We start from the raw sequence: 13,202 nt of genomic DNA, 5'->3' as shown, positions 1-13,202 counted from the left end.
GTGCGTATCGCGCCCATTGCCGACCCTTCCCTATCGCTGCCAGGCGATCCTTGTATCTTCCAGAGGCAGGAGGGCGAGCGGGTGGTGGGGGACGATGCGCGGCGTGAAGTCGGAGACCGGTCGGTTCGGGGGAATGGAGGCGCGGTATCGATAAGAGCCCTGACCCGAATCCTGTCCCGTCATCACCGCGGCGAACGCCTTTTCTCCCGCCGCCGGTTCGGCGTAGAGTTCCACTCTGACCATCTCCGGCGGCAGTTCGCCGAGATACACTTCAACGGAGAAAAAGCGGCTGTCTTCAGCCTCTTGCGTATTCACGGCACCGAAGCGCACATGCGGCCAGAGCCTGTTGAGGTCCTGTTTCCATCGCGCCAGTTCGCGCGCGACCTTGTCGCCTTCCGCCGTGCGCGCCTCATAGGCCACGGCGGCCGGAAGATAGAATTTCTCCGCATATTCCCGGACCGTGCGATTTGTCGAAAACCGTGGCGCGAGGCGGGCCATGCTTTCACGGATACGCTCGATCCAGCGAGTGGGAATGCCATCCTGATTGCGGTCGTAGAATTCGGGAACGATGACGTCCTCCAGGAGCGAATAGAGTGCATCCGCTTCCGCCTCGTCAACAGCCGGATCGTCTCCGTGCTCTTCGCCGTCGCCTATGGCCCACCCAACCTCGGGTTCATAGGCCTCCGCCCACCAGCCATCGAGTTCCGACAGATTGAGCCCGCCGTTGGCAAGGATTTTCATGCCGCTGGTGCCGCTGGCTTCCCAGGGCCGGCGCGGTGTGTTGATCCACACATCGACCCCTTGAACGAGCCATTCGGCCTGGCGCATGTTGTAGTCGCGCAGGAAGATGAGCCGGGATGCCAGCTCCGGCCGCTTGGCGAATTCGTTCCAGGCCTTGATCAACGCCTGGCCTTCGGCATCCTGGGGATGCGCCTTGCCGGCCAGCACGAGCTGGACCGGGTGCCGGGCATCGGTCAGGATGCGGGCCAGCCTGTCGGGATCGCGCAGCAGAAGAGCAGGACGTTTGTAGGTTGCGAAGCGGCGCGCAAATCCGAGGGTAAGAGCATGCGGATCGAAGATCCCACGGGCGGCGTCGAGCCCACCGCCGATCTCCGCGTCTTCCACGCGCTGGCGCAGATATTGCTTGCGAACCTGATCGCAAAGGTTTTGCCTCGATTCATTGCGCATTCGCCAGATTTGCTGGACGTCGAGCTTGAGGATGCCGGTTTCCAGCCCGGTCAGATCGCCACGCCAGCGATCCTTGCCGGCGGCTTCGGTCCACAGGGCGTCGGACTGAACCGAGTCCCATGTCGGAACATGTATGCCGTTCGTTACATGCCCGATGGGCACGTCGTCGGTCGGCCAACCAGGGAAGAGAGGTTGAAACAGCGACCGGCTGACCTTTCCGTGGAGCGCACTGACGGCGTTCACTGCGCCGCTCGCACGGATCGCGAGGTAAGCCATGTTGAACGGCTCAAGATCATCGTTGCGATCCCTCCTGCCGAGGGCCAGAAAGTCGGCGATGGCGATGCCGAGATGATTTTCGGCATAGGACCGGAAGTATTTTGTGATCAGTTCAGGAGCGAAGCGGTCGAAACCGGCTGCAACGGCGGTATGAGTGGTGAAAATATTGCCGACCCGTGTTGCTGCCAGAGCCTCGGCAAAAGATACGTCATGGTCGACCCGGAAGCAGCGGATGCGCTCCAGAGCAGCGAAGGCCGCATGCCCTTCATTCAAATGGCAGACCTGCGGTTCGAGCCCGAGTGTGCGGAGAAGCTGCCAACCGGCCATTCCCAATATCATTTCCTGCATCAGGCGTGTCTCGGGGCCGCCGCCATAAAGCTCGCTGGTGATGCATCGATACGTCGCGGGATTTGCGGGATCGTTCATGTCCAGCAGGTAAAGCTTCAGCCGTCCGATCTGGACTTCCCAGGTTCTGATCCAGAGCTTGCATCCGGGAAGGTCGATTTGCAGTCGCAACCATTCGCCATCGGCGGAACGCAACGGCTGGATTGGGAGCTGATCCGGCTCGTTGACCGGGTAGAGGGCTTCCTGGCTACCGTCCCGCCCTATCGATTGGCGGAAGTAGCCTTGTGAATAAAGCAAGCCCACCCCGACGACCGGCACGCCGAGATCGCTGGCGGTTTTCAGCTGATCTCCCGCCACGTTGCCCAGCCCGCCCGAATAGATCGGCAGGGCTTCGGTCAGCATGAACTCCAGGCTGAAATAGGCTGCGGTTTTCAGCGGCGAGGCTGGGTGTGCTTGTTGGAACCATCTCGATTCGTTTGCAGCCTCCCGCTTCTCCTTCAGCAATGCTTCGATAGTTTGCCTGAAATCGGACTGAGCAAGAAGAGCCCTTGTTTTGGAGCGCGAGACGGTGTGGAGAACACCCCATGGATTGCCCGTGGTTTCCCACGTTTCGGCATCGAGCTCCCTCCACAGCCGGTCGGAGGCGCGGTTCCAGGACCAATGCAGGTCGAGCGCCAGCTCCCGAAGGGCGAGCAACCCGCTTGTCTCTTCCGGCTGCCCGTCCATGCACTCCTCCGAAACTAGAAAAACTGAAAGCGAACTCTTCTGCGGATCTCAATATCCGTCCGTCTTAAAGCACCTTGAACTCTATAGATGGCTTTGTCATCAGTCGTTGACTAAAATCAATCAGAAAGCGCGGAGGGGATCGCGAGGGTAGCCACATGACGGCAGTCGCGTCCGTGGAAGGCCGAAATGTTCGGCGATCGTCGCTCATCTACGCGCTCATGGGCGAAGACATCCTCGAACAGTGATTCTTCCTATCACTGGGCACGAAATCCTTGTTCCGCTCCCACTGGTCGCCGCCAAGCGCATCACCACTGACAAAGATTCATATCGTTGGGCGCTTGGGGCCAAGGCTCCGCGACAGAAGTTATCATCGGCCGATGATTCCTGTTGTCATCGAGTGATGATTAATCTAAATTGCCGTCAAATAAGGATGTTGGCAATTTCCTGTGAAGACCTTTCCAACACCAGCTTGGCGGGGTTCCGATTTAGATTCTGTCACATCGATGACTTGCTCGAAGGGGCAGGCTAGCTCCCTTTTCCAATCGACCGGTGGGCGGTGGCGCAGATATTCCGAGAAAGTGGAGGCGCATGACCGGATATTGGCCTGCCTGATCCGTTACAACCGCAGTAACAATCCAAACACTTGAGGAAGAAGATCAGATGTCGGACATTGATGAGAACTGGATTCGCAATCGCGCACATGAGCTATGGGAAGCGGAAGGGTGCCCGAACGGAAAAGAACTCGACCACTGGTTTCAAGCCATGGATGAATATCTGTCTTTGGTCAAAACAGATGGAGAGAGCTCGCCCAGTGCCCCTGTCCCGGTTCAGGATACCGGTAGTGGGGAGGCGGCCGTCAAGAGACAGTCCAGATCGCCAGGAAAAACGCCGGAATAGGAAAACGGCTTCTTGAGGCGTGCACGCAGGCAGTCGGCGAACGGAGCCGCCCTTTCATCCAGACAGGTGATCGTGAGGTCTGCGCCGACAGCACGGACTGCCGTCGCGCAGCCGACAGCAATGGGCATCTCATTTGCTGGCAGACGACGAGCCCACGTTTCCCGCACAAATCGAAGACCGCCTCCATATCTCACCTACTCAGGAAGCGCATAGCATCGGTGGCTCTGCTCCTCGTTCGTCGCAATGATGATCACCGGGATCTGGCTCGCGGCGCTTGTTACAATCGACTATTGATGGCGTTCGCGGCGGGATCGGCACCCGAACCTGGCAAGCTTTCCGACAGCGCGATTTTCAGTTTCTCCTCCTGTTCTGGCGAAAGGGAGGTCTTGAGCACCCGGCCCCGCAAACCTTCAAACTCGGCCAGGACCTTCTCAGGCTGAACCTTCCGTACAAGAACGAACAGCGCAGAGGAATTGTTTGGAATGGTCTCACCCAGCGACCTGATGAAGGCATCATCGATCCCGTAGTCGGCAAGCGACCCGGACAGGGCGCCGAGACCGGCCCCGGTCAGGCCGCCGATTGCGATGCCGGCAAGAGGATTGAGGAACAGCAGGCCGACCAGGCCGCCCCACAGCGTACCCGACAGGAGACCTGATGTAGCGCCGAGAGCTGTCAGGTTGATGCTCTGCTTGAGATGGACCTTCCCGTCGCCGTCACGAACGACGATCACGGCGTCTTCCAGATCGACCAGATATTCCTTCTTCAGCGCAACGAGTTTGAGAAGCACCTTGTCGGCTTCATCAACCGTGTCAAAACCGATGACAACGAGATCGGACATTATTTTCTACTCCTCTGGTATAGTCTGTTTTTTTGAATACCGCCTTGAGCTCGAGTATCGGGCGAACTCGATCATGCCTGGTGGCAAGACTTATCGTGAAAGGAAGATCGGAACCTTCGGACTGGCTAACAGCGTGCGTGTAGCACTGCCGAAGACGAACTCGGTGATCCGCGATTGCCCATAGGCGCCCATCACAACCATCTCCGCCCTGAGGTCTTCCGCGTGGGCCAGAATAAGCTCGCCGGCATTGCCGCCTTCCAGGTGGTCGAGCGTCACTTTTATGCCGTGGCACGCAAGATGAAGAGAGATATCGCTGCCGGGGTCTTCTCCCAAAAGCCGCGCGACCTTGGGCTCGGGAACAACGACGACGTGCACGGCTCGAGCGGCAGCAAGGAAAGGCATGGAATCGGCGACGGCGCGGGCCGCTTCCCGGCTGGCATTCCAGCCAATGACGATGGTTTCGGGCAAACCGGTCTTTTGCCACGAAGGAGGCAGAAGGATCGACGGACGCCCGGATGCGAAGATGATATCTTCCGAAACCGTGAGAGCCGTTTCCGCGCGAGCGGGTTCCCGTCCGGTTCCGACTATCGCCAGAGAGGCATGACGAGCATGCAGCATCAGCGCCTCACCCGTTTCGCCGGAACATATCCTCAGTTCACACTGGACACCGGTTGCAGCCGTCACCTCCGCCAGGAGTGCGCGCAGCCGCTCGTTGGCCTCGTGCCTGCGTGCTTCGTAGGCGGCGAGCATGCTTTCAATCGCAGCCCCTCGGGCAAAGCCATGCGAGGGATTGGAGATTAAATCTTCTGGTACGAAAGCAACGATCACGTGCGCGTCCCATGAGCGCGCGAGATCTACAGCATAGTCGATATGGATCCGGCAGATCGAAACATCCGCCGTATCGATATAAACCACAATATCTTTTGGCCTATTCATTCCATCCTCATGCCGCCGGAAACAGAGCTAAACTAACGATCATCCCCCATGAGTCAACAACTGATGATCAATGGCGCTGTGAAAGCCGCCTGCATGGCGCTCAGATGCTGCTGAAGGCGGTCCATCGCAGACCCTTTGCCGATATCAGTCTCGAACCATCGTCAACCCGCCGTGCGTTTATAAGGCCACTTCCAGTCACGGATTTCCGGCATGTCCTCGCCGTGTTCATGCACATAGGCTTTATGTGCGGCGAGCCGCTCCCTCAGGCTTGCCACGAGGTCCGCAGCCTTGTCTTTCAGCGCCGGCAGGCGTTCGATTGCCTCTATCGCCAGATGGAAGCGATCGAGTTCGTTCATGACAGCCATATCGAAGGGCGTCGTCGTCGTGCCTTCCTCGATGAATCCCCGCACATGGACGTTGGGGTGATTGGTGCGTTTGTAGACCAGCCTGTGAATGAGATACGGGTAGCCGTGATAGGCGAACACCACCGGCCGGTCGCGTGTGAATATGCTATCGAACGCGTCGTCCGAGAAGCCGTGCGGGTGGTGCCGGGGCGATTGCAGCGCCATCAGATCGACGACGTTGACCACGCGGATGCGCAGGTGCGGCAGGAGCTGGCGCAATATGTCGACGGCGGCGAGCGTCTCCATCGTCGGAACGTCACCGGCGCAGGCCATCACGATATCCGGGTCGAGCCCCTCTTCCGTGCCGGCCCAGTCCCATATGCCGAGCCCTGCCTCGCAATGTTGCTCTGCCTCCTCCATGGTCAGCCATTGCGGCGCAGGCTGCTTGCCCGCCACGATGACGTTCACGCGATCCCAGGTCTTCAGGCAATGGTCTCCGACCCACAGGAGCGTATTGGCGTCGGGCGGCAGATAGATGCGGACGATTTCGGCGCTCTTGTTGGCGACCAGATCGACAAATCCGGGATCCTGATGGGAAAAGCCATTGTGATCCTGACGCCAGACGTGGGAGGTAAGCAGGTAAGTGAGCGACGAGATCGGCTTGCGCCATTCGAGATCGCGCGAAACCTTCAGCCATTTGGCGTGCTGACTGAACATCGAATCGACGATGTGAATGAAGGCTTCGTAGCAGGAAAAGAAGCCGTGCCTGCCGGTGAGCAGGTAGCCTTCGAGCCACCCCTGGCAGAGATGCTCGCTCAGCACCTCCATCACCCGACCGTCGGGTGACAGATGATCGTCGCTCTCCAATGTTTCGGCCATCCAGACCCTGTCGGTGGCTTCGAACACACTCTGAAGCCGGTTCGAAGCGGTCTCATCCGGCCCGAAGACACGAAAATTCCGCTCACTCTCGTTGAGACGCAGAACGTCCCTCAAATAGTCGCCGAGAACCTTGGTCGCCTGTGCTTCAGCAGCACCCGGGCTCGATACCGGCACCGCATATTGCCGAAAGTCTGGTGTATGCAGTTCCTTACGCAGCAAGCCGCCATTCGCATGCGGATTTGCGCCCATGCGGCGCGCACCCCGTGGCGCGAGGGCTTTCAGGTCCGGCTTGAGCGCTCCGTTCTCGTCGAAGAGATCAGCCGGATCATAGCTTCTGAGCCAGTCTTCGAGAATTGTGCGGTGGCCCTCGTCCTCACGGCAATTTGCGACCGGGACCTGGTGGGACCGCCAATGATTTTCGACCATCTTGCCGTCGACGACTTTCGGCCCGGTCCAGCCCTTCGGGCTGCGCAGGATGATCATCGGCCAGCGCGGCCGCGCTGCTGACACCAGGGCCTGCTTGCGGATTTCAGTCAGCCGGTCGAAGACGGTGTCGAGTGCGTCCGCCATCTGGCGGTGCATCTCGGCAGGCTCGCTGCCCTCGACGAAAAGCGGCTCATAACCGTAACCGATGAAGAGGTGCTCGAGTTCGGCATCGGACAGCCGGGCAAGCACGGTTGGATTGGCGATCTTGTAGCCGTTGAGGTGCAGGATCGGCAGCACCGCGCCATCGCGCGCCGGATTGATGAATTTGTTCGAATGCCACGCCGCCGCGATCGGACCGGTTTCGGCCTCGCCATCGCCCACCACGCAAGCTACGACCAGATCGGGGTTGTCCAGCGCCGCCCCATAGGCATGCGCGACGGCGTATCCGAGTTCGCCACCTTCATGGATGGAACCCGGCGTTTCAGGTGCGACATGGCTTGGAATGCCGCCCGGAAACGAGAACTGCCGAAACAACCGTTTCATGCCCGTCCCGTCCTGGCCGACCTCCGGATAAATCTCGGAATAGGTGCCTTCCAGCCATGTATTGGCCACCATGCCCGGGCCGCCATGGCCAGGCCCGCAGATGTAGAGGATATTCTCGTCGCGCTCGGTGATGATCCTGTTGAGATGCGCGTAGATGAAGTTCAGGCCCGGTGTCGTGCCCCAGTGACCGAGAAGCCTGGGTTTGACGTGTTCTGGCTTTAGAGGCTCTTTCAGCAACGGATTGTCGAGGAGATAAATCTGGCCGACGGACAGGTAGTTGGCCGCTCGCCAATACCGGTCGATCAGTGAAAGATGTCCGGTATCAAGCGCCATATTTGCCTCCTGGTGTGAACTTTTTCTCCGTGCATTCTTCCTTTAACGGCGGCAAAGTTGCGGGTCAACACTTGATGACTAAAGCGATATGGCTGCTGGTCCAGTTTCTAGTTTGAAGATCGCAAACGGGTTCGGCTAATCACGTCAAAACCTCAGTAGGCGATCTGGCCGTCAATAAGTGCAGCCGGTTTTCCATAAAATTCCTGCCGCAACATCTTGCGTGCCTCGGGGCTGACCACCGACATTGGCGCCGCGACGACGGTCCTGGCTGCGGATCCGGCCAGATTGACCGTGCCGATTGCGGCAAGACCGACATGATCGGCCAGCGTCACCTGACCACCCTCCAGGGACTGGCCGGCGAGACGTTTGCCGAGGAGCGATATGATCTCAGGGCTGTCGGCAAAGGCGTTGTGACCGAGCGCGTCGTTGGACCCGGCGGCGCTCGTGTCGATCACCGTGATCCCGAGTTGCTTGAGCATGCCGGCATAAGGGGTGGTGTCGACGCTGCCGACCCGGCTGACACCCCCTGAGATCCGCTGCGACACCTGCAAGGCCCGGTCGCGGGTTGAGGCGAAGATCGTGAACTGCGGTCGCTTAGGTCCCATCTCGATCAACTGCCGTCGGAACACATCGACATCGATATCCGGCGATGCCAGAACCACATTGCGGACTTTTACCGGTATCGCTTGTTCGCGCATGGCGACCCCGCGCAGAGCCTCCGTCGTCAACCAGCTTCCCATGGAATGGGCAAGGATGGTGATGTCGCCGACGTCAGGGCTTGAAGACGCCTGAATAATCAGATCCTCGAGCGCCCTGCGCGAATAATTGGTGCTTTCCTTGTCGTAGATATAGCCGAAGACGCTGGCGCGGGAGGGCCAGGTGAACAGGATGGGGGCAGCGTCCGTTCCCGCGTCATGGGCGATTTGCGCGAAACGAAAGACCGCATCGGCATAGGTGTTGTTGAAACCGTGCACGAAGATAATCACCTGCCGCTTCGCGTTCCGGTTCTTGCGAAACCAGCCGAGCGCTTGCTGTTCGGAGGCGACTTTCTCGACCTTCAGCACGGCAAACTCTTTCTCGGGATCCGCAGGCACGCGCTTTGGCCATTGGACCTCGCCAACCTTCCTCCTTGCGTCCGGCGGTATGGAAACGGTGAGGTTGTTGAGCGAGATCGCCGTGCCGCGCTCGCCGGAATAGAGCCGGCCGGGATCGTCGGCGGGCTTTCGGGTGGTCGCGACCAGCATGTCGACACGGCTTGTATCGTTGCTCGTAAGGGCAACGGGCTGAAGGACATTTTCAGGGCGTCCCGCGCAGCCCGCGAGCAATGACAGTACAAGCGGGAGCGCCAGGACGCGCCGCCAGGCAAAGGCGTTGAGGGGGCGGGCTTGCCGCACATCAAGGATATCCAGCTGCAGAGGTCGCCGCGGCGGCGCGAGTTCACTTGCTTTCGACATCGCGCGGGATCCTGAACCAGGTCACATAGAGGGCGGGAAGGAACAGCAGGGTCAGGACGGTTCCTACGACGATGCCGCCCATCATGGCGTAGGCCATCGGCCCCCAGAACACCTCATGCGAGATCGGGATCAGCGCCAGGGTTGCCGCCGCAGCCGTTAGCATGATCGGTCGCATGCGGTGTTCGGTTGCCTCCACGACGGCTTTCCAGGGCGGCGTTCCGGCCTTGCGCAGGTCTTCTATCTGGACGATCAGGATCACCGAGTTGCGGATCAGGATGCCGATCAGGGCGAGAACGCCGAGGATCGCGACGAAGCCAAGCGGCGCACGGCTCAGCACCAGAGCGCCGACAACCCCGATCAAGGCAAGCGGCGCGACCGAGAACACCAGGAACAATCGGTGGAAGCTTTGAAGCTGGGTCATCAGGAGCGTCGTCATGACGAAGATCATGACCGGGACCACCTTGATAATCGGCGCCTGCGATTTGGCGCTTTCTTCCACCGTCCCGCCGACCGCGACATCGTATCCCGGCGGAAGCGACGCTTTCAGTTCGTCGATCTTCGATCCAAGTTGCCCGACGACCGTCGCAGGCTGGGTGCTGTCGTTGATGCCGGCCTTGATCGTGATCGTGGGGATGCGGTTGCGCCGCCAGATCGTCGGTTGTTCGAGATCGTAGTCGAAGCGGGCGACGGACGAGAGCGGGATGGCCTTGCCGCTGCTTGTCGGAAGCTGCAGGTCGACGAGGCCGTCGATCGAGGCCCGCTCGGCCGCCTGGGCACGCCCGACGACATTGATCAGGTAGATCGCGTCGCGCACCTGGGTTACGGTCGCGCCCTGGACGACGCCGTTGAGAGCGGTCGCGATGTCTTCAGACGAGACGCCGAGTTGGCGCGCCTTGTCCTGGAGAACATCGACCTTGACGACGCGCGCCGGCTCGTTCCAGTCGAAGACGAGCCCGGTCAATGACGGGTGCGACATGACGATGCCCGCCGTTTTCTGCGCGAGTTCGCGGACTTTCTGGATGTCTGGACCGGAGATGCGGTACTGGACGGGTCGTCCGACCGGCGGTCCGATATCCAGGACCTTCACGAAAGCGTCGGTGCCTGGAAAGGTCTTATGAAGATAGGCCTGCAGGTCGGTTTTCAGACGGTCGCGAGCCTCAAGCCCCTTTGTGACGATGACCATCTGGCCGAAGGTCGGATCGTCAGGCTGGACATCGAACGTCAGAACGAAGCGCGGCGCTCCGCGACCGACAAAGCTCGACCAGTGATCGATGTCGGTGTTCCCGACAAGCTTTTCACGCTCGAAGACGGCCATCTGCCGATTTGTTTCAGCAATGGAGCTGTTCTGCGGCAGGTTCCAGTCGACGATCAGTTCCGGACGATCCGACGTGGGAAAGAACTGCTGCTGGACAAGCGACATGCCGGCGACGGACAGGCCGAACGCGGCGATCGTCACGATGATGGTGGTCCTGCGGAAACGCAGGCAGAGTTGAAGCAGCCAGGAGAAGACGGCGCCGAAGCGGCTCTTGTGCTCGGCGTGTTTCTTCATCGTCTTCGGCAGGATCGTCACGCCGAGTAGCGGCGTGAACAGGACGGCGACGATCCAGGACACGGTCAGCGAGACCGCGAGCACGACGAAGAGCGTGAACGTGAACTCGCCGGCATTGCTGTTGTTGAAGCCGATCGGCAGAAAGCCCGCGACGGTGACAAGCGTGCCGGTGAGCATCGGGAAGGCGGTCGAAGTGTAGACGTAGGTTGCGGCTTTTCGCAATGTGTCGCCCGCCTCGAGCCGGGCAACCATCATCTCGACGGCGATCATCGCGTCGTCGACCAGAAGGCCGAGAGCGATGATGAGGGCGCCGAGCGAGATGCGTTGCAGGGAAATGCCTGAATACTGCATCACCATGAAGGTGATGGCGAGCACGAGCGGAATGGAGATCGCGACGACCAACCCGGCGCGTAGGCCAAGACTGATGAAGCTGATGGCGAGCACGATTGCGACGGCCTCGAACAGCGCCTTGGTGAAACCTGAAACGGCCTGGTCGACCACCGCGGGCTGATCGGACACATGATCGACGGACACTCCAAGAGGGAGGTCCTGGACAATACGGGTCATCATCGTGTCGAGCGCGGCGCCGAACTCCAGCAGATTGCCGCCGGTCTTCATGCCGATCGCCAGCCCGATCGCCGGCTTGCCGTTGAAGCGGAACAGTGAGGATGGAGGATCGACATACCCGCGCGTCACGGTTGCGACGTCGGTCAGCGGAAAGAAGCGGTCGTTGATGCGCAGATTGATGGCGCGCAGGCTCTCTTCGGAGATGAAACGTCCGCCGACGCGCAATGCAACCCGTTCCGGCCCCGCCTGGACGATACCGGACTGTGTGACGGCGTTTTGTTCCCTGAGTGTCTCGACGATGTCGGATTGATTGATGCCGAGGGCTGCGATCTTGCGCGGGGAGAATTCGAGATAGATCACTTCGTCCTGCGCACCGATGATGTCGACCTTGCCGACATTGGGCACGGCCAGCACGCTTTTGCGGGCGTCCTCGACCAGATCGCGCAATTGTCTCTGGTTGAGGTTTTCAGCGGTGAAGGCGAAGATGTTTCCATAGACGTCGCCGAACTGGTCGTTGAAAAACGGTCCGACGACACCGGCGGGAAATTGCTGCTGGATATCGCCGATCATGTTGCGAACGCGCTGCCAGGTGGGCTGAATTTCCCTCGCTTTTGTGGTCGGAAGCAAGTCGACGAATATCGTCGTTCTGCCGGCCGTCGTGAGACTGCGCGTCCGGTCCAGGCTGTCGAGTTCCTGGAGCTTCTTTTCGATGCGGTCGCTGATCTGCTCTGCGACCTCTTCAGCCGACGCGCCGGGCCATTGCGCCTGGATCACCATCGTCTTGATGGTGAAGGAGGGATCCTCCTCCCGTCCCAGGCTGAGATAGGCGTACATTCCGGCGATCGAAAAGGCGATCATGAAGTACCAGACGAAGGAGCGGTGTTCGAGCGCCCAGTCGGAAAGATTAAAGTTTTTCACCGGTGCATCTCCTGTCCAAGTCTGGTTTTCTGTCCCTCCTGAAGTTGGTCGCCACCGGCAACAACGACCTTTTCGCCAGTGTCGAGTCCCCTGTTAACCCTGACCTGGGAGCTGCCCGCTTCGCTTGCCTCGAGCCCGACCGGTCGACGTGAGACGGTGAGCGTCGCCTCATCGATGACCCACACGTCCGCGGCGCCATCCCTGAAGGTGATCGCGGAGCGGGGAAGGACGATGGCGCTGTCGCCGGCCCCGTTGGAGAAGGCGGCGGTCACCACCGAGCCGAAGCGGAAGACGGCGGGAGCCTCGTCCACGGCAATCTTCACCCTGTGGGTGCGGGTTTCGGCATCGGCTTGCGGGGCGATCTCGCGGATCGATCCGGAGGTACGCAGCCGCCCGTCGAGCTGGAGCGCCACATCGACGCGGTTTGCCGAGCGGATCTGCGCGAGCTGCCCCTCGGACACGTCGATCACGACATCGCGCTGATCGAGACGCGCAAGCTTCAGGACTGCCTGGCCGGCCGTCGTCGTCTGTCCGACTTCCACGGAGGTCGAGGTAATGACGCCGTCGAACTCGGCCTTCAGCTCCGCGTAGCCAAGTTGTTCCCTCGCCTTGGCGAGATTCGCCTCGGCTTTCGTCATGTTTGCCTGCGCTGATTTGAGGCCCTGCTCGGCAAGTTCGAGATCGGCGGAGCTTGCACTGTTGGTGGAGACGAGCACGCGCTTGCGCCGCTCGGTGATCGTCGCGTTCTCGAGTTGCGCGCTGGCGTTGCGCAGCTCGGCCTGGGCGCCGGTGACGGCAAGCTGCAGCGCAAGCGGATCGATCAGTGCGAGCACGTCTCCCTTTTTGACGACGTCGCCTGCCTCGACCTTTCTCGCAATGACGCGGCCCAGCGTGCGGAAAGCGAGTTCGGTCTCGACGCGCGGCTGTATGACGCCGGCGAAGCTCAAGGTGCCGGCCCGTTCCGGCGTGGCCGTCATCCAGAT

The 13,202-nt window shown here is 60.4% G+C and carries 8 protein-coding genes; 1 reads left to right on the top strand and 7 read right to left on the bottom strand.

All coding sequences use genetic code 11. The features are described 5' to 3' along the window. Positions 1–30: 30 nt before the first annotated feature. A complete protein-coding gene (gene glgP / locus MOE34_RS02570) occupies positions 31–2,535 on the bottom strand; it encodes an alpha-glucan family phosphorylase (protein ID WP_242220725.1) in 2,505 nt (834 codons plus the stop codon). Between the two features lie 660 nt (positions 2,536–3,195). On the opposite strand from glgP, the gene MOE34_RS02565 reads away from it, so the two are divergent. Further along, the gene (locus MOE34_RS02565; protein WP_082342741.1) at positions 3,196–3,432 is read left to right on the top strand and encodes a DUF2934 domain-containing protein; all 237 of its coding nucleotides are present in this window, start codon (positions 3,196–3,198) and stop codon (positions 3,430–3,432) included. Between the two features lie 277 nt (positions 3,433–3,709). Here MOE34_RS02565 and MOE34_RS02560 read toward each other — a convergent pair whose 3' ends face one another. The 6 genes from MOE34_RS02560 to MOE34_RS02535 all read right to left on the bottom strand — a co-directional run bounded on the left by MOE34_RS02560 (position 3,710) and on the right by MOE34_RS02535 (position 13,196). Continuing rightward, the gene (locus MOE34_RS02560) at positions 3,710–4,270 is read right to left on the bottom strand and encodes a DUF1269 domain-containing protein (RefSeq protein ID WP_050746385.1); all 561 of its coding nucleotides are present in this window, start codon (positions 4,268–4,270) and stop codon (positions 3,710–3,712) included. Positions 4,271–4,360: 90 nt separating this feature from the next. Beyond that, positions 4,361–5,206: a universal stress protein gene (locus MOE34_RS02555; protein WP_242220723.1), complete on the bottom strand. Its 846-nt coding sequence runs from the start codon at positions 5,204–5,206 to the stop codon at positions 4,361–4,363. A gap of 161 nt (positions 5,207–5,367) precedes the next feature. Then, positions 5,368–7,731 (bottom strand): phosphoketolase family protein, encoded by a 2,364-nt coding sequence (locus MOE34_RS02550; protein WP_242220720.1) that lies wholly within the window; start codon positions 7,729–7,731, stop codon positions 5,368–5,370. Between the two features lie 152 nt (positions 7,732–7,883). After that, positions 7,884–9,185, bottom strand: coding sequence for an alpha/beta hydrolase (locus tag MOE34_RS02545; RefSeq protein WP_242220718.1), 1,302 nt, complete (start codon positions 9,183–9,185; stop codon positions 7,884–7,886). Continuing rightward, on the bottom strand, positions 9,169–12,219 hold the full coding sequence (locus tag MOE34_RS02540; protein WP_242220716.1) for an efflux RND transporter permease subunit: 3,051 nt from the start codon (positions 12,217–12,219) through the stop codon (positions 9,169–9,171). The genes MOE34_RS02545 and MOE34_RS02540 overlap by 17 nt, the downstream gene beginning before the upstream one ends. Then, on the bottom strand, positions 12,216–13,196 hold the full coding sequence (locus MOE34_RS02535; protein WP_242220714.1) for an efflux RND transporter periplasmic adaptor subunit: 981 nt from the start codon (positions 13,194–13,196) through the stop codon (positions 12,216–12,218). Before MOE34_RS02535 ends, MOE34_RS02540 begins: the two co-directional genes overlap by 4 nt. Positions 13,197–13,202: the final 6 nt, after the last annotated feature.

The organism is Shinella zoogloeoides (genome assembly GCF_022682305.1).
In the GTDB taxonomy this organism is placed as follows: Bacteria; Pseudomonadota; Alphaproteobacteria; order Rhizobiales; family Rhizobiaceae; genus Shinella; species Shinella zoogloeoides_B.
Note: the sequence above shows the minus strand (reverse complement) of the source record. Positions and strands in the feature narration are given on the sequence as shown.